14 protein-coding genes are annotated in these 17,841 nt (G+C 68.6%); 6 read left to right on the forward strand and 8 right to left on the reverse strand.

All coding sequences use genetic code 11. The features are described from left to right. Positions 1-115 precede the first annotated feature (115 nt). The 7 genes from BLU79_RS23400 to BLU79_RS23430 form a co-directional block, all read right to left on the reverse strand. Entirely contained in the window at positions 116-1,261 is a 1,146-nt protein-coding gene (locus tag BLU79_RS23400) for an aldose epimerase family protein (RefSeq protein WP_093907834.1), read from the reverse strand. A 137-nt stretch (positions 1,262-1,398) separates the two neighbouring features. Next, complete coding sequence (mmsB, locus tag BLU79_RS23405; RefSeq protein WP_093907835.1) at positions 1,399-2,643, reverse strand: multiple monosaccharide ABC transporter permease; 1,245 nt, start codon at positions 2,641-2,643, stop codon at positions 1,399-1,401. Next, positions 2,640-4,190: a multiple monosaccharide ABC transporter ATP-binding protein gene (gene mmsA, locus BLU79_RS23410; protein WP_093908119.1), complete on the reverse strand. Its 1,551-nt coding sequence runs from the start codon at positions 4,188-4,190 to the stop codon at positions 2,640-2,642. Before mmsA ends, mmsB begins: the two co-directional genes overlap by 4 nt. Positions 4,191-4,222: 32 nt before the next feature. Then, positions 4,223-5,335 carry a multiple monosaccharide ABC transporter substrate-binding protein gene (chvE, locus tag BLU79_RS23415; RefSeq protein ID WP_371131915.1) on the reverse strand — a complete coding sequence of 371 codons (1,113 nt, stop codon included), beginning with the start codon at positions 5,333-5,335 and terminating at the stop codon, positions 4,223-4,225. Positions 5,336-5,474: 139 nt separating this feature from the next. Then, on the reverse strand, positions 5,475-6,437 hold the full coding sequence (locus tag BLU79_RS23420) for a glycosyltransferase family protein (protein ID WP_093907837.1): 963 nt from the start codon (positions 6,435-6,437) through the stop codon (positions 5,475-5,477). Between the two features lie 125 nt (positions 6,438-6,562). Beyond that, positions 6,563-7,567 carry a zinc-dependent alcohol dehydrogenase gene (locus BLU79_RS23425; protein ID WP_093907838.1) on the reverse strand — a complete coding sequence of 335 codons (1,005 nt, stop codon included), beginning with the start codon at positions 7,565-7,567 and terminating at the stop codon, positions 6,563-6,565. Then, positions 7,564-8,730 (reverse strand): mandelate racemase/muconate lactonizing enzyme family protein, encoded by a 1,167-nt coding sequence (locus BLU79_RS23430; RefSeq protein ID WP_093907839.1) that lies wholly within the window; start codon positions 8,728-8,730, stop codon positions 7,564-7,566. The genes BLU79_RS23425 and BLU79_RS23430 overlap by 4 nt, the downstream gene beginning before the upstream one ends. A gap of 529 nt (positions 8,731-9,259) precedes the next feature. Between BLU79_RS23430 and BLU79_RS23435 the strand changes: the two genes are divergently transcribed. The 6 genes from BLU79_RS23435 (at position 9,260) to BLU79_RS23460 (ending at position 16,425) form a co-directional block, all read left to right on the forward strand. Further along, positions 9,260-10,306, forward strand: a complete 1,047-nt coding sequence (locus tag BLU79_RS23435; protein ID WP_093907840.1) for a LacI family DNA-binding transcriptional regulator — start codon at positions 9,260-9,262, stop codon at positions 10,304-10,306. 153 nt (positions 10,307-10,459) lie between these two features. Then, complete coding sequence (locus tag BLU79_RS23440) at positions 10,460-11,461, forward strand: ABC transporter substrate-binding protein (RefSeq protein WP_093907841.1); 1,002 nt, start codon at positions 10,460-10,462, stop codon at positions 11,459-11,461. Positions 11,462-11,561: 100 nt separating this feature from the next. After that, complete coding sequence (locus tag BLU79_RS23445) at positions 11,562-13,100, forward strand: sugar ABC transporter ATP-binding protein (RefSeq protein ID WP_093907842.1); 1,539 nt, start codon at positions 11,562-11,564, stop codon at positions 13,098-13,100. Continuing rightward, positions 13,097-14,197: an ABC transporter permease gene (locus BLU79_RS23450; RefSeq protein WP_093907843.1), complete on the forward strand. Its 1,101-nt coding sequence runs from the start codon at positions 13,097-13,099 to the stop codon at positions 14,195-14,197. Before BLU79_RS23445 ends, BLU79_RS23450 begins: the two co-directional genes overlap by 4 nt. Then, on the forward strand, positions 14,194-15,234 hold the full coding sequence (yjfF, locus tag BLU79_RS23455; protein WP_093907844.1) for a galactofuranose ABC transporter, permease protein YjfF: 1,041 nt from the start codon (positions 14,194-14,196) through the stop codon (positions 15,232-15,234). The genes BLU79_RS23450 and yjfF overlap by 4 nt, the downstream gene beginning before the upstream one ends. Positions 15,235-15,570: 336 nt before the next feature. After that, positions 15,571-16,425: an SCO2400 family protein gene (locus BLU79_RS23460; protein ID WP_371131916.1), complete on the forward strand. Its 855-nt coding sequence runs from the start codon at positions 15,571-15,573 to the stop codon at positions 16,423-16,425. Between the two features lie 33 nt (positions 16,426-16,458). On the opposite strand, the gene BLU79_RS23465 is transcribed toward BLU79_RS23460, so the two are convergent. Further along, entirely contained in the window at positions 16,459-17,811 is a 1,353-nt protein-coding gene (locus BLU79_RS23465; RefSeq protein ID WP_093907846.1) for a diacylglycerol/lipid kinase family protein, read from the reverse strand. Between the last annotated feature and the right edge of the window lie 30 nt (positions 17,812-17,841).

Here is a 17,841-nt window from a genome sequence, read left to right on the forward strand (position 1 = left end):
GGAGCACGGGCCGCCCTTACATACGGAGGCTGGGGTGGCGCTGTTCAACCACTGAGAAATCGGTAAGAACTTGTGTGCCACCTGTGAAGAACCGCCAGAGGAGACTTCTCGGGCCTCAGCGGCTGAACGAGTGCACCGTCGTCGAACGGTACGTCTGCCCGGGTCGCAGCAGCGTCGACGGGAACGCCGGCTTGTTCGGCGAGTCCGGGAAGTGCTGCGTCTCCAGGCACAGAGCGTCGCCCTGCCGGTAGGTGCGGCCGGACGGGCCGACGAGGGTGCCGTCGAGGAAGTTGCCGGAGTAGAACTGCAGGCCCGGCTCGGTGGTCGCCATCCGCAGGGTGCGGCCGGAGGACGGGTCCTTCAGGGTCGCGATCCACTCGGGGCGCGGCGAGATGCCCTTGTCGAGCACCCAGTTGTGGTCGATGCCCTTGCCGTACAGCAGCTGCTGGTTGGCCTCGCGCAGGTCCTCGCCGATCGCCTTGGTGCGGCGGAAGTCGAAGGGGGTGCCCGCGACGGGGGCCGGCTCACCGGTGGGGATGAGGCCCGAGTCGACGGGGGTGTAGCGGGACGCGGCGATCTTCAGCTCGTGGTTCTCGATCGTGCCGCTGCCCTCGCCGGCGAGGTTCCAGTACACGTGGCTGGTGAGGTTGACGACCGTGGCCTTGTCGGTGGTGGCCTCGTAGTCGATGCGCCAGTCGCCGTGCCGGGTGAGGGTGTACGTCACCTTCACCTTGAGCGTGCCCGGGTAGCCCATCTCGCCGTCGACGGACGTGTAGTACAGGTACAGGCCGACGTCCGAGCCCTTGGTGAACGGCTCGATGTCCCACACGTGCTTGTCGAAGCCCTTGGCGCCGCCGTGCAGGCTGTGCACGCCGTCGTTGACGTTGACCTGGTAGGCCTTGCCGTCGATGCTGAACTGGCCCTTGCCGATGCGGTTCCCGTACCGGCCGATCAGGGCGCCGAAGTACGGGCTCTTGGCGACGTAGTCCTCGATGTTGTCGAAGCCCAGGGAGACGTTGGCGAGCCGGCCGCGGCGGTCCGGGATCTCCAGCGACTGCACGATGCCGCCGTAGGAGAGGACCTTCATCCGCGTGCCGCCGTTGGCCAGCGACCAGCTGTAGACCTTCGTGCCGTCGGCGAGGGTGCCGAAGAGCGACTTCACCGGCTTGTTGCCTCCCGTGCCGTGTGCGGTGCCGATGGTCGCGGCGGTGATCCCCGCCGCCGCGGCTCCGGCCATGACCGTACGTCTGCTCGTGTCCATGTGCGGCTCCACTTCTTCGGGAAGCTGCTGAAACTCTGAGTAGTGCGAGAACTGCTGGGGACTGCCGGGAAAGAACCGGGCCCCGCCGTTCTGGCGGGGCCCTGGGGCCCCGCCGTCCTGACGGGGCCTGCTCGGCCTTACGAACCGACCTTGCGCTTGTTCCATACGTCGAACCCGACCGCCGCCAGCAGCACCAGGCCCTTGATGACCTGCTGCCAGTCGGTGCCGATGCCGACGAGGTTCATACCGTTGTTCAGCACGCCCAGGACCAGGCCACCGATGATCGCGCCGAGGACCGTGCCGACGCCGCCGCTCATCGACGCGCCGCCGATGAACGAGGCCGCGATGGCCTCCAGCTCGAAGTTGAGGCCGGCCTTGGGAGAGGCCGCGTTGAAGCGGGCGGCGAAGACCAGACCCGCCAGGGCCGCGAGCATGCCCATGTTCAGGAAGACCAGGAAGGTGACCTTCTTGTCCTTCACACCCGACAGCTTGGCCGCGGGCAGGTTGCCGCCGATGGCGTAGATGTGGCGGCCGATGATCGCGTTGCGCATGACATAGCCGAAGCCGACCAGCAGCACGCCCAGGATGAGCAGCACGATCGGGGCGCCCTTGTAGCTGGCCAGCAGCATCGTCAGCGTGAGGATGGCGGCGCCGAGCGCGACCAGCTTCAGCAGGAACAGGTTGAAGGGCGGGACGTCGAGGGAGAACTCCTGCTGCCGGCGGCGGTCACGGAACTCCTGGAAGACCACGAACGCGATCATCGCGAAGCCCAGCAACAGGGTGAGGTTGTGGTAGTTGGTGTTCGGGCCGACCTCGGGCAGGAAGCCGTTGGCGACCTTCTGCAGCCCCTCCGGGAACGGGCCGAGGGTCTGGCCCTCCAGGAAGATCTCCGTCAGACCGCGGAAGATCAGCATGCCCGCGAGGGTCACGATGAAGGAGGGTATGCCGCCGTACGCGATGAAGAACCCTTGCGCGGCACCCGCGAGGGCGCCCATCGCGAGGCAGAGGATCACGGCGAGTGGCCATGGCATGTCGTTCTTGACCATGAACACGGCCGCCATCGAGCCGACGAACGCCGTCAACGAGCCGACGGACAGGTCGATGTGGCCCGCGATGATGACCAGCATCATGCCGATCGCGAGGATCAGGATGTAGCTGTTCTGCAGCACCAGGTTGGAGACGTTGCGCGGCAGCAGCAGGTCGCCGTCGGTCCACACGGCGAACAGCACCACGATCAGGCCGAGGGCGATCAACATGCCGTACTGCCGCATGTTGCGGCGCATACCGTCCAGCACCAGCTGGAGCAGACCGTCGCCCGCGGCCCCTCCGCTCTTCCCCGGCGGCGCGGGGGCCGGGGTCTTGGCGGTCACATCCGTGCTCATCGGGATACCTCTTTGTCCTTTGTCATCTGACGCATCAGCGATTCCTGCGAGGCCTCGGCCCGCGAGAACTCACCGGTCAGCCGCCCCGCGGCCATCGTGTAGATGCGGTCACACATGCCGAGCAGCTCGGGCAGCTCGGAGGAGATGAAGACGACCGCCTTGCCCTGGGCGGCCAGCTGGTCGATGACCGTGTAGATCTCGTACTTGGCGCCGACGTCGATACCGCGCGTGGGTTCGTCCAGGATCAGCACGTCCGGGCCCGCGAAGATCCACTTGCTGAGGACGACCTTCTGCTGGTTGCCGCCGGACAGCTTGCCCACCGGCTCGAAGACGGTCGGTGCCTTGATGTTCATGGACTTGCGGAAGCCCTCGGCGACCTGCCGCTCCCCGTGCTCGTCGACCACGCCCCGCTTGGCGACCTTGCCCAGCGCACTGAGCGAGATGTTGCGGTTGATGGTGTCGATGAGGTTGAGGCCGTAGTGCTTGCGGTCCTCGGTGACGTACGCGATGCCGTGCTTGACCGCCTCGGGGACGGACTTCGTACGGATCTCCGTGCCGTCCTTGAGGACCGTGCCGCCCGCGTACCGGCCGTAGGTGCGCCCGAAGACGTTCATCGCGAGTTCCGTGCGGCCGGCGCCCATCAGGCCCGCGATGCCGACGATCTCCCCGCGCCGCACGGACAGCGACACATCGTCGACCACCTTGCGCTGCTGGTCGATCGGGTGGTGCACGGTCCAGTTGCGGATCTCCAGCGCGGGGGCCGCGCCCTTCTCCGCCTCGTGCGGGGTGCGGTCCGGGAAGCGGTGCTCCAGGTCCCGGCCGACCATGCCGCTGATGATCCGGTCCTCGGTGGTCTCCGCGGCCTTCACATCGAGGGTCTCGATGGTCTGGCCGTCGCGGAGGATCGTCACCGAGTCGGCGACCTTGCGGATCTCGTTGAGCTTGTGGGAGATGATGATCGAGGTGATGCCCTGCTTCTTCAACTCCAGGATCAGATCCAGGAGTTTGTCGCTGTCCTCGTCGTTCAGGGCCGCGGTCGGCTCATCCAGGATGAGCAGCTTCACCTTCTTCGACAGCGCCTTCGCGATCTCCACGAGCTGCTGCTTGCCCACGCCGATGTCGGCGACGCGGGTGTCCGGGTGGTCGGACAGGCCGACCCGGCGCAGCAGTTCGGTGGCGTGCCGCAGGGTCTCCCGCCAGTCGATGAACCCGCCCTTGGCGTGCTCGTTGCCGAGGAAGATGTTCTCCGCGAGGGAGAGGTAGGGCGACAGCGCCAGTTCCTGGTGGATGATGACGATGCCGCGGTGCTCGCTCGCCCGGATGTCCTTGAACTCGCAGACATCGCCCTCGAAGAGGATGTCCCCCTCGTAGGTGCCGTGCGGGTGGACGCCGGAGAGGACCTTCATCAGGGTCGACTTACCGGCGCCGTTCTCCCCGCAGATGGCGTGGACCTCGCCCTGCTGGACGGTCAGTGTGACGTCCGACAGCGCCTTGACGCCGGGAAAGGTCTTGACGATCGAGCGCATTTCCAGGACGGGTCCCGCCATGGTCGTGCCTTCCAATCAGAGTGGGCCGGCGGTTACTTGAGGTCGCTTTCCTTGATGTAACCGGAGTCGACCACCGTCTCCTTGTAGTTGGTCTTGTCGACGCTGACCGGCGTGAGCAGGTAGGCGGGGACGACCTTGGAGCCGTTGTCGTAGGTCTTGGTGTCGTTGACCTCGGGCTTCTTCTTGTTGAGCACCGCGTCGACCATGTTCGAGGCCACCTTGGCGAGCTCACGGGTGTCCTTGTAGACGGTCATCGACTGCTCGTCGGCGATGATCGACTTCACCGAGGCGACCTCGGCGTCCTGGCCGGTGACGATCGGCAGCGGCTTGCTCTTGGAGCCGTAGTCGTCCGACTTCAGCGCCGAGAGGATGCCGATGGAGATGCCGTCGTACGGCGAGAGGACCGCGTCGACCCGGCCCGAGCGGTACTTCGAGGTCAGGATGTCGTCCATGCGCTTCTGGGCGGTGCCGCCGTCCCAGCGCAGGGTGGTGACCTGGTTCAGCGCGGTCTGGCCGGACTTGACGACGAGCTGCTTCTTGTCGATGTAGGGCTGCAGGACGTTCATCGCGCCCTGGAAGAAGTAGCGCGTGTTGTTGTCGTCGTTGGAGCCGGCGAACAGCTCGATGTTGAACGGGCCCTTCTTGGAGCCGTCCTTCAGGCCGAGCTTCTCGACGATGTAGCTGCCCTGGAGCTCGCCGACCTTCTCGTTGTCGAACGACGCGTAGTAGTCGACGTTCTCGGTGCCGAGGATGAGGCGGTCGTAGGAGATCACCGGGATGTTCGCGTCGGCGGCCTGCTGGAGCACGTTGTTCATCGACTTGTTGTCGATGGCCGCGACGATCAGCGCCTTCACGCCCTGCGTGATCAGGTTCTCGATCTGACCGACCTGCTGGTCCGGGTCGTCCTCGCCGTAGACCAGCTTGGTCTTGTAGCCCTTGGACTCCAGATCCGCGACGACGTTCTTGCCGTCGGCGATCCAGCGCTCCGAGGACTTGGTCGGCATCGCGATGCCGATGGTCGCGCCTTCGGCGCTGCCCGAGTCGTCCTTGGAGCCGCCCTCGCCGCTCTGGCCACAGGCGGACAGGGTCAGGGCGAGCGAGGCGGCGGAGGCTATGGCGGCGAGTGCGGCTCTGCGAGTACGCATGGTCATCATCCTTGATGTGTGTGAGCAGGGCTCGGTCGGGCGGTGCGAAGACGCTTCGAGTGCTGAACGGAGAACTGCAAGGGTGTGTGGGATTGTGTTCGACTGCGTCTTCTTCTGTGAAGGGGGTTTGTCCGGAACGTTATGCGGGAGTTTCGAATCGCTTCAGCGTTCCGGGCAGCCGTGAACCGAGGGGCGCCATGTCGCCGTCAGCTCCGTGCCGTGCGAGCAGGTCCAGGGCCAGCCGGCCGCGCCGTACGCGTTCCCGGGCGGTGGCCAGCGTCAGGTCCCGCATGTGATGTCCGTAGGGATAGATGCCGGGGGCCTTGGAGAGCCCGAACTTCAGATAGAGCGGTGCGCCGCGCCGGATCAGCTCGGCGACCTCGTACATCCGGATATAGCCGCCGAGGTCGTCGGGGGCCTCGATGTACATGTCCATGGGGGCGGCGGAGACCCGCCGTATCTCGGTGAGGTGATCGAGCGTCAGATCGCTCGGCACGTTGATCGAGTCGCCGCCGAGGTTCTCGTACACGGCGTACGCGGCCGGGTTGACCGGGCCGATCAGCGCGCTCACCTTGAGGGTCGTGTCGGCCGGGATGATCCCGGCGGTCCGCGCCCGGTGCAGCGTCCACAGCACGCCCTCGTCGGCGACGAGCAGGCACTTCACGCCCAACTCCGTCGCCCGTACGGCGTCCTCGACGCAGCCGGCGACGGCGTCGTGGCCGCGTGCGCGCAGACCGGCCCCCCGCGAGTCGGTGCGCGTGGAGCCGCCGATGTCCCAGGTGCCGCGCGGGCCGGTGAACAGGCAGAGCTCGATGTCACGTTCGTTCGTCGCGTCGACCATCTCGGTGATCTCGGCGTCGGTCAGCATCCACACACCGCTGCCCTGGCTGATCCGGTGGATCGGCACGTCGAGTCGCGAGGCTTCCTTCAGAATGACGGCCAGCGCTTCGGGACCCTCGCACGAGGGGATCTCGGTGCGCCATCTGCCGCCGCCCGGGAAGGTGTGGGGCGAGGCGTCGGCGGGGGAGAGGTCGGGCGCGCCCAGGCCGAGGGCGGCGAGCGCCTGCTCGCCGGGTCGACGGGCTGCGGAAGCGTCGGTCACAAGCTGTCCTTCGTGTTCGATATGTCGGACGAGGTTCGCGGCTCAGGCTGTGCGGGGCTTTGGGTGTACGCCGGCACGGGGACCGTCAGGTTGCCCCCGTGCCGGCGTACGGCTGAGGGGGTCACTCAGGGGCGAAGGAGGACCTTGCCCACCTTCGGATCACCGGACCCGACGAGCTCGATCGCCTGCGGGAACTCCGCTAGCGGAAGCTCGTGCGTGACCAGCGGAAGCGGATCGAGCAGCCCGGCCCCGAAGACGCGCACCGTGTGCGCCCAGGCGTCCGGCGGCGCCCCGAAGACGGTGTGCACCTCCAGCTGCCGTACGACGAGATCGGTCGGGTCGAGACCCTGCGCACCCGACGCCGGGATCCCGGTGAGGACCAGTCGCCCACCGCGCCTCAGTAGCGAGGCGGAGGTGCGCGCGGCGTCCGCGGACCCGGCCGTCTCGATGACGACGTCGAAGTCGTCGGGGAGCAGCTGGTCCTTGGTACGGAAGTCGGTCGCGCCGTACTGCCGCGACAGCGCCTCGCGGTCGCCCCGGGTGCCGACGACGAGCAGCTCGGCCGGCGAGCCCGCCTTCAAGAACTGAACGGCGAACATCCCGAGTGTCCCGGTGCCCACCACCGCCACCCGCTCGCCCGGCAGCGCGTTCGCCTTGATCGCGGCGGCGGCGATACAGGCGGCCGGCTCCAGCAGGGCGGCGGCGGTGAGGTCGGCGTCGTCCGGCAGGGCGTGCAGCAGCCGGGCCGGGAGCGTGAGCGTGGCGGCCATGGCGCCGGGCTGGGTGAACCCGGTCTCCTCGTAGCCCGCGCTGCACAGCGTGGTCTCACCGGCGTGGCAGCGGTCGCAGACCTGGCAGTTGCGGAAGCCCTCGCCGACGACCTTGCGGCCGACGAGCGCCTGAGGCACACCGGCGCCGACCGCCTGCACGGTCCCGGACCACTCATGGCCCGGCGTCAGCGGGTAACGGACGTACCCCTCCGGCCGGTTGCCCTGGTACACCTCGCGGTCACTGCCGCAGATGCCGACGGCGTGGACGCGCACCAGCGCCTCACCGGCCTCCGGCTCACGCGGCGTGTGCTCGGTGAGCCGGTGCTCGCCGGGCGCCTCGATGACGACGGCGGTGCTCACTGCTCGGTGCCCTTCGGCTTGCGCTGCTCCCAGCCGTCGGCCCACAGGTCGAACCGGGCCTGCTGCTGCGGGAACTCCGCGGCGGCGTCGACGTCCAGCTCCACACCGAGACCGGGCTCGTGGGAGAGGTGGAAGCAGCCGTCCTCGGGGTTCACCTGGGGGGCGCCCTTGATGACCTTCTTGATCTCCGCGTCCGCGAAGTCGTTGAAGTGCTCAAGGATCTTGAAGTTGGGGGCGGTGAAGCCGACCTGCAGGGAGGCGGCGGTCAGCACGGGCCCGCCCACGTTGTGGGGCGCGACCAGCACGTAGTGCGTCTCGGCGGTGGCGGCCAGCTTACGGGTCTCCCAGATACCGCCGATGTGGCCGACGTCCGGCTGGATGATGTCCACGGCCTGGCTCTCGAAGAGCTCCCGGAACTCGATGCGATCGTGGATGCGCTCACCCGTGGCGACCGGCATGTCGACCTTGGCGGCAACCTTCTCCAGCGCCTTCAGGTTCTCCGGCGGCACCGGCTCCTCCAGCCATGCGGGCTTGAACGGTGCCAGCTCCTTGGCCAGGCGGACGGCGGTGGCGGGGGAGAAGCGGCCGTGCATCTCCAGCATCAGCTCGGCGTCCGGGCCGATGGCGTCGCGCACGGCCTCGATCAGGGAGACCGCGTAGAGGCTCTGCTCGTGGTCGAGCTCGAAGTGGCCCGTCCCGAACGGGTCGATCTTGAGCGCCCGGTAACCGCGCTCCATGACCCCCTGGGCCGCCTTGTGGTACGCCTCGGGTGTCCGTTCGGTGGTGTACCAGCCGTTGGCGTACGCCTTGACCTTGTCGGTGACCTTGCCGCCGAGGAGCTGCCAGACGGGCACCCCGAGGGCCTTGCCCTTGATGTCCCAGCAGGCCATCTCGATCACGGCGATTCCGGACATCACGATCTCGCCGGCCCGGCCGTAGTCGCCGTACTTCATCCGCTTGACGAGATCCTCGACAGCGAACGGGTCGGAGCCGAGAATGTGATTGGTCTTCGCCTCGTGCAGATAGCCGAGCAGTGCGTCGGTGTGGCCCAGCATGCGGGTCTCGCCGACGCCGGTGAGTCCCTCGTCGGTGTGCACCTGGACGTAGGTCAGGTTCCGCCACGGCGTTCCGACCACGTGTGTGCTGATTCCCGTGATGCGCACGGTACTCCCTGTCCTCTTCGGTCTGTTCGAAATATCGGCACTCGTTCGAAATGCTGGTCGCGACAGTAGGGACGACCACATGCGAGTGTCAATGGGTCTACAAACAACGGTTTCGATGCGGCGGTGCAGGCGGCGGCGAGGCGGATGCGACGGGGTGTGCCGCGAGGGCCGCAGGGCTCTTCGAGGGCGTGTACATGCCTCCCTGGCGGGTACTCGGATCGCTCCTGACCAGGTAAAACGCCCTCGGTCCCGCAACCTGTGCCGCCCGTCGCGTTATTCAACCGTGACGACTTCTCTGACGCAGCCCTCTTGACCGGCGCGAATTGTTAGCGCTCACAATACGTCCGCATTCACCAGTCGACCCCGACGGCATGCAAGGAGGTATGAGCGTCGTGTCAGCAGTGCTTCAACTCGCCTTCCCGCCCCGTGCCGTTGGCCCTTCCGGAACACCGGCATGACGCCGTCGGCGCCGAACCATCGGCCGTCGGCGCAGGTCTTATCGGCAGACGACCGCCAAGGAGGTGCGGCTGTGACCCGCTCGCAGCTTCGGCCGCCCACCATGGCCGATGTGGCACGCCAGGCCGGTGTGTCCCACCAGACCGTGTCCCGCGTGCTGGGGGACCACCCCAATGTGCGGGACGAGACACGGGCCAAGGTGTTGCGCGCGATCGAGGAGATGGGCTACCGCCGCAACTTCTCCGCACGGGCCCTGGCGACCCGGCGCACCCGGACCCTGGGTGTGGTCGCCTCCAACGCCACGCTCTACGGTCCGGCCAGTACGTTGTTCGCGCTGGAGGAGGCGGCGCGTGCCGAGGGCTATCTGGTCTCGACGGTCAGTCTGCGCAGGCTGACGGTGGAGACGTTGTCCGAGGCGATGGACCGCCTCAGTGAGGGCGGGGTGGAGGGGGTCATCGCCATCGCCCCGCAGCGGTCGGCGGTCGAGGCCCTCGCCAAACTCCGCCACCCGTTCCCGGTGGTGGCTGTGAGCACCGGCTCGGGCGCCGGGGTCCCCAGTGTCAACGTGGACCAGAATCTGGGCGCACGGCTGGCCACCAGCCATCTGCTCGCCGCAGGTCACCGCAAGGTCTGGCATCTCGCCGGGCCCGAGGACTGGCAGGAGGCGGCGGACCGGGTCGACGGCTGGCGGGCGACCCTCGAAGAGGTGGACGTGGAACCACCGATGCTGCTGCGGGGGGACTGGAGCCCGCTGTCGGGCTACCGGGCCGGCCAGGAACTGGCCGGCTGGGTGGGACGTGGCCTGACCGCAGTCTTCGTGGCCAACGACCAGATGGCACTGGGCGTGTTGCGGGCGCTGCGTGAGGCGGGCGTGCGTACGCCCCAGGATGTCGCGGTGGTCGGCTTCGACGACATTCCGGAGTCGGAGTTCTTCGCCCCGCCGCTCACCACCGTCCGGCAGGACTTCGCGACGGTGGGCAAGCGGAGCATCGCCCTGCTGCTGGACCTGATCGAGGGCCGTGCCCCCTCCGGGACGTCCCAGGTCTCCATCGAACCCCAACTCGTCGTCCGCGCAAGCACGTTCCCGTACCTTCCTCAGCCGGGAGCCGCTCCCGGCTGACGCCGCACCACCTGGTCGCTTTTCGCCCTTCGGGCAAGCGTGACCGATATTTCGAACAATGATCGGCAGGCTGGACGCTGTGCAGCCGGTCCCCACGAGTACCCAACGAGTACCAGCGGTCCATCCCCGGGCCGGCTCTTCAAAGGAGAAGACATGCTCAACAGACGGAACTTCCTCACCGCGGCGGTTGGTGTGGCGGCCACGGCCGGTCTGGCGGCCTGCGCCAAGGAGGACGGCTCCTCCGCCGGCTCCTCCTCGGGCGGCAGCAAGACGATCACCCTCGGCTTCTCCCAGGTCGGCTCCGAGAGCGGCTGGCGCACCGCCAACACCGACTCGGTGAAGTCGGCCGCCAAGGAGGCGGGCTACAAGCTCCAGTTCTCCGACGCGCAGCAGAAGCAGGAGAACCAGATCTCCGCGATACGCAGCTTCATCGCGCAGAAGGTGGATGTCATCGCCTTCTCGCCGGTGGTCGTCACCGGCTGGGACGCCGTGCTCAAGGAGGCCCAGGCGGCGAAGATCCCGGTCGTCCTGACCGACCGGTCCGTGGAGAGCGACGAGTCCCTGTTCGTCGCCCTGGTCGGCTCTGACTTCACCGACGAGGGCCGCCGCGCCGCCAAGATCCTGGAGAAGGTCCTGGAGAAGGCCGGCCACAAGGGCAAGGTGAAGATCGCCCAGCTGGAGGGCACCACCGGTGCCGCCCCCGCGATCGAGCGCGCCAAGGGCTTCAAGGAGGTCATGGACGCGGAGCACAAGGACGACTGGGAGATCGTCGTCAGCCAGACCGGTGACTTCACCCGCGCCGGCGGCAAGCAGGTCATGGCGGCCTTCCTGCAGTCCAACCCGGACATCGACGTGCTGTTCGCGCACAACGACGACATGGGCCTCGGCGCCATCCAGGCCATCGAGGCGGCCGGCAAGAAGCCCGGCAAGGACATCCTCATCGTCACGGTCGACGGCGTGAAGGACGGCTTCATCGCCATGTCCGAAGGCAAGATCAACGCCATCGTCGAGTGCAACCCGCTGCTCGGCCCCCAGCTGATGGAGGTCGTGAAGACGGTCCACGACGGCGGCAAGGTCGAGCGCTGGATCAAGACCGAGGAGAGCGACTTCATGCAGGACCAGGCCAAGGACGCGCTCCCCACCCGTAAGTACTGACCGACCGCACCCACCGGCAGGGAGCCTCCGGCCGACCGTCGACCATCCGGTCCCGGGAGGCTCCCTGCGGGCCTGAACCCATTTCAAGAGGAGCGCTGCCATGGCAGAGCCGCGGCCCGTCCTGGAGATGACGGGCATTGTCAAAGAGTTTCCGGGGGTACGGGCTCTGTCGGGCGTCGACTTCCGGCTCTTCCCCGGCGAGATCCACGCCCTCATGGGCGAGAACGGAGCCGGGAAGTCCACCCTCATCAAGGTGCTGACCGGGGTCTACTCCCTGGATGGCGGCACCATCACCCTCGACGGCAAGTCCGTGCGGTTCGGCAGCCCGCTGCAGGCGCAGCACGCCGGCATCAGCACGGTCTACCAGGAGGTCAACCTCTGCCCCAACCTCTCGGTGGCGGAGAACATCTTCATCGGCCGTGAACCCACCCGCGCGGGCCGCATCCAGTGGAAGCAACTGCGCAAGGACGCCGCGAAGATGGTCGACCGGCTCGGCCTCGACATCGACGTGACGGCGCCACTGTCCTCGTATCCGCTGGCCGTGCAGCAACTGGTCGCGATCGTACGGTCGGTGGGCCACGGCGACAGCGACGGCGAGGGCTCCGGCACCAAGGTGCTCGTCCTGGACGAGCCCACCTCCAGCCTCGACCGCGACGAGGTCCTCGAACTCTTCCGCCTGATGCGGCGGCTGCGGGACGAGGGCGTCGCGATCCTCTTCGTGTCGCACTTCCTCGACCAGATCTACGAGATCTGCGACCGCATGACCGTGCTGCGCAACGGCACCCTGGTCGGCGAGCACATGGTGGCCGACCTCGACCAGGTCGGGCTGATCGAGCTGATGATCGGCAAGGCCCTGGACCAGCTGGAGGAGCTGCACGAGCACCAGCTGCGCTCCGACGTCGGCGAGACGCTCGTCCAGGCCGAGGGCCTCGGCCGCACCGGCGGTATCGCCCCCTTCGACCTGGAGATCAAGAAGGGCGAGGTGCTCGGCCTCGCCGGACTGCTCGGCTCGGGCCGCACCGAACTGGCCCGGCTGCTGTTCGGCGCCGACCAGCCCGACAGCGGCAAGGTGACCGTCGCAGGCAAGCAGGTCTCGATGAGCGCCCCCAACGACGCCATCGGCGCCGGTGTCGCGTTCTGCTCGGAGAACCGCAAGACCGAGGGCCTCGTCCCCGATCTCACGGTGCGCGAGAACATCATCCTCGCCCTCCAGGCGTCCCGCGGCTGGACCCGGCCCATCCCGGCCTCCCAGCGCGACGAACTCGTCGCCAAGTACATCAAGGCCCTCGACATCCGCCCTGCCAACCCCGAGGCCCGCGTGGGCCAGTTGAGCGGAGGCAACCAGCAGAAGGTGCTGCTCGCCCGCTGGCTGATCACCCAGCCGAAGCTGCTGATCCTCGACGAGCCCACGCGCGGCATCGACGTCGGCGCCAAGGCCGAGATCCAGAAGCTCGTGGTCTCCCTGTCCGAGGACGGCATGTCCGTGCTGTACATCGCGGCCGAACTGGAGGAGGTGCTCCGGCTCAGCCACACCATCGGAGTGCTGCGCGACCGCAAGCTCGTGGCACAGCTGACCAACGGGCCGGAGATCACCACCAGCAAGATCCTGGAGACCATCGCGAGCGGAGAGCACCAGTGAGTACCCCGGCAGAGACCACCCCCTCCCGCTGGCGAGCACTGACGCACCACCACCTGTTCTGGCCGGTCGCGGTCCTGATCGCCCTGCTGCTCGTCAACGTCCCCTTCACACCCGACTTCTTCGCGATCCGGATGGCGGACGGCCACCTCTACGGCAGCCTCGTCTCGATCGTGCTGTTCGGCTCGCCGCTGATCCTGGTGGCGGTCGGCATGACCCTGGTCATCGCCACCGGCGGCATCGACCTCTCCGTCGGCGCCGTGGTCGCCATCACCGGCGCCCTGACCTGTTCGTACATCAGCGACCAGGCCGACCAGAACGCGCTGGCCGGGGTGTTCCTGGCCATGGGCATCGGCCTGGTGGCCGCGGTCGTCTGCGGCCTGTGGAACGGCTTCCTGGTGGCCCGCATGGGCATCCAGCCCATCATCGCGACCCTCATCATCATGGTCGCCGGACGCGGTGTCGCCCAGCTGATCACCGACGGCCAGATCATCACCATCAACAGCGAGCCGTACAAGCTCATCGGCGGCGGCTACTGGCTGACCCTGCCCTTCTCCATCTTCGTGGTGGCCGCCGTCGTGGCCGTCACCATCGCCCTGACCCGCCGCACGGCGCTCGGCCTGCTCGTCGAGTCGGTCGGCGGCAACGCCGAGGCCAGCCGCCTGGTCGGCATCCGCTCCCGGCGCATCAAGATCATGGTGTACATGTTCTGCGCCCTGTGCGCGGGCATCGCCGGCCTGATGATCAGCTCCAACACCTCGGCCGCGGACGGCAACAACGCCGGCCTGTGGATAGAGCTGGACGCGATCCTCGCGGTCGTCATCGGCGGCACCTCGCTGCTCGGCGGCCGGTTCTCCATCGGCGGCACCGTGATCGGCGCCCTCGTCATCCAGACCCTGACCACCACGATCTACACCATCGGCGTGCCCACCCAGACCAACCTGGTCTTCAAGGCCGTCGTCGTCATCGTCGTCTGCCTGCTGCAGTCCCCGAAGTTCCGGGCCAAGGTCTTCGGCGCGAAGGGACGCGCCCGGACCACCGCCCCGGCGGAGCCCGCCACCCCGGCCGACGCCGCCCCGAAGATGGAGGTGTCGCGATGAGCGCGACCACCAAGACCCGTACGGCAGCGGAAGGCCGTACGCCGTCCACGCCGGCACGGGCGTCCACGGCCGCGCGCCTGCTCGGCGACCGGCGGCTGCCCGTCCTGGTCACGGCCGGCCTGTTCCTCGCGATGTACATCGGCGGTCTCAGCCGCTACCAGAACTACGGTTTCGGCGAACCGCAGGTCTTCCTCAACCTGTTCATCGACAACGGCTATCTGCTGGTCGCCGCCGTCGGCGCCACCTTTGTCATCATGTCCGGCGGCATCGACCTGTCCGTCGGCTCGCTGATCGGCTTCACCACCATGTTCACGGCGTGGCTGGTGGAGCGTCAGGGACTGCCGCTGATGCTGGTCATCCCGCTCGCCCTGGGCGTGGGCGCGTTCGGCGGCTTCCTCATGGGCTATGTGATCCACAACTTCGAGATCCAGCCGTTCATCGTGACCCTCGCCGGCCTCTTCCTCTTCCGGGGCCTCTGCCTGGTCATCAGCAAGGAGTCCATCTCCATCGGCGACTCCACGGTGAGCAGCATGGCCCAGACCCGGGTGTCGCTCGGACTGGGGGAGCTGTCGATCGGTGCCGTCGTCGCCCTGGTCGTCCTCGCCGCCGCCTTCTACATACTCCACTACACGCGCTTCGGCCGCCGCGTGTACGCCATCGGTGGCAACGAGCAGTCGGCGCTGCTGATGGGGCTTCCGCTGGGCGGCACGAAGATCGCCGTGTACACGGTGAGCGGCTTCTGCTCAGCGCTGGCCGGCCTGCTGTTCATGCTGTACATCCAGTCCGGTGACCCGCTGCACGCCGTCGGCATGGAACTCGACGCGATCGCCGCGGTCGTCATCGGCGGCACGTTGCTGACAGGCGGCTCCGGTTACGTCCTGGGCACCCTGTTCGGCGTCCTCGTGCTGGGCCTGATCAAGAGCATCATCCAGTTCGAGGGCACGCTCAGCTCCTGGTGGACGAAGATCGCCACGGGTGTGCTGCTGTGCGCGTTCATCCTGATCCAGCGGGCGATGACGACGCGCAAGCAAACATAGGCCGGACCTGGGCACTTGGTCCGACGTGGCCCGTCGCACGGCGTACGTGCGACGGGCCGCGTGACGTTGCCGTACGGACCGGGCGCGGAGGATCGCGCCGAATGGTCGGGCTTGACCCCCACCGACCAAACTGGAAAGGCAAGTTCCGCACACAACTTTCACAGCAGCCGCTAGGAAAGGTGTGCGTCGGTTCCTTAGTCTTCCCGCGTCATGGACTACTGCCACCCGTGCCGACGGCACCTGAATGGCGCCCTCGCCTGCCCCGGGTGCGGCGTCACGGTCGAACAGCTACGCGTGCACGCGGGTGCGGGCGACGCGTATCCACAGATGCCGCCCATGGCCCAGCAGATACCCGCCCAGACCTACGCGGGGCAGTACGACGGGCACTACGACGGGCAGTACGACGGGCAGTACGGGGGTGCCGCGTACGGAGGTGGCGGTGCCTACGCAGGTGGCGAGTACGGCGGCGGTGACTACGGCGGTCCTCTGTACCGGGACGAGTACGCCGCCCCCGAGGTGGAGTACCGGGACGACGCGGGCGCCCAGGACGGCCACGACGACGCGCGCGACGGCCAGGACGACGGCCCGCGTGGGCGCGACGACGAGCGTGCTGACGACCGCGATGGCGACCGCGATGGCGACCGTGATGGCGACGACTGGGACGACGACGAGTCCGAGGGTGGAGTCAGCCGTCGCGATCGCAAGGCCGCCGCCCATCGGCGCCGCCGTCGCCGGGCCCTGCTGGTCGCCGCGGGGTTCGTCCTGGCCGCGGGCGGTCTGAGCCTCGCGGAGCTCGGCCTGGACGCGCCGGGCAGCAGCCCGAAGCCGGCGGCTGCCGGGGACGAGTCCGCGGAGGGCGCGGCGTCGGAGGAGGTGTCCGCGTCTCCGGACGCGACGGACGGGACGACGCGGACGGACGGGGAATCGCCGTCACCGGATCCGTCCAAGTCTCCCTCGGCTTCGAAGTCGCCGAAGGACAAGGGCGACAAGAAGGACGAGGACAAGACCCCCGACAAGGACTCCCAGTCGGCGACGGCGGGCGGCGGCGGTTCCGGTTCGTCCACCTCGGCGCCCACGGCCACGTCCGATCCGGAGACCCAGGAGCCGACGGCGGACCCGACCACGGCGGACCCGACCCCGGACCCGTCGCCGTCGGAGACCTGTGACCGGTTCCTCTGGTGGTGCACCTGATCCGTTCGCCTGATCCGTTCGCCTTCGCGAATCTTAAGGTGCGTGACGGCTTGCGGGACGGGTGCGGGGGAACGCCAGCCGGCCGAGGCTCCGCCAGTCCATCCGCGGCTTCTCCCCGGGCACTCCCGGCCGCTCACGCGGCACCCGCACGCGCAGCGCGCCGGGCGAGATACGGCAGGTGACCGGCGTGGGCAGCAGGAGGGCCTCGCCGTCGACGCCGACCGGGATGTCGGGGGCGCCGGAGTCGACCACCACCTCGGTCCCGGTCAGCAAGGTGAGCCCGCGCGCCTGCCGGCCCCGCAGCAGCCCGGCCGCCTGAGCCGCGTTGTCGACCTTGACGCCGGCGACGCCGAGCACCCCGGAGTCCAGCCGCGGGCGTCGGCCGAGTCCGGCGGCGTCGCCCAGCTGATAGGCGTTGTTGCTGATCAGGACCCCTTGGGGAGCGTCCATGACCACATCGCCCGCGCGGACGGTCAGGCGTGGCCCGACCTGATGGGGCAGCAGGTCCGGGAGCTCCCGGAGGATGGTGTGCACCTTGTCGTCGCGGTAGGCGGGGCTCTGCACGACCGCCGCGTACACACCGAAGGACGCGTTGTTGACGAAGACGCGCTCACCGATGAGGCCCAGGTCGATGCGGAGTTCGACCCCGTCGGTGAGGGCGTCCAGGCAGGTCGACGGGTCGGCCCGGTCGAGGCCGAGGTCCATGGCGAAGTGGTTGCGGGTGCCGGCGGAGATCACCACGAACGGCAGACCGTGCCGCGCCGCCACACCCGCCACCAGCGCCTGCGTGCCGTCGCCCCCGGCGACCCCCAGCAGATCCGCGCCGCGCGCCACGGCCCCTCGCGCGAGCTCGGCGACGTCCTGAGGGTGAGCCGGATCGAGTACGGCGACCTCGGCGCCCAGAGCGCGGGCCTTGGCCACGAGGTCGTACCTGCCGACCTTTCCGCCCCCTGAGCGCGGGTTCATGATCAGGAACGGTGCGGCGGGCGGCGGGCTCGGGTGCTCCCGGGGGCCGGCCCGCCCGGCGTCCGCGGCGAGGGCGGCCCGCCCGATCAGCATCGCCGCGAGCCACAGCGCGAGGGCGGACAGCGCGGCCCACAGCAGGCCCACCGCCGCATAGTTCAGCAGCACCGCGAGCGGCAGCAGCACGGCGAGTGCCGCGGCCAGCGCACGGGCCAGGCCGCGTCGGGAGAGGGCCCACCACAGCGCGGCCGCGGTGGCGACGAGCCCGGCCAGGCCGACGGCCAGCAGCCCGAGGCTCCTGACCCCGGCGGCCGCCAGCAGCAGGGCGATCGCGCCCGCCGCGACCAGGAGTGCCAGGCGCGCCACCCACCGCTGTGCCGCCGCATCGGGACGATCGGCCGTGCCGGACGTCCGTGCGGGCATCCGCGTACCGCCCACGGGGGCATCCCACCG

The sequence above is a fragment of the Streptomyces sp. cf386 genome (genome assembly GCF_900103585.1).
Taxonomy (GTDB): domain Bacteria; phylum Actinomycetota; class Actinomycetes; order Streptomycetales; family Streptomycetaceae; genus Streptomyces.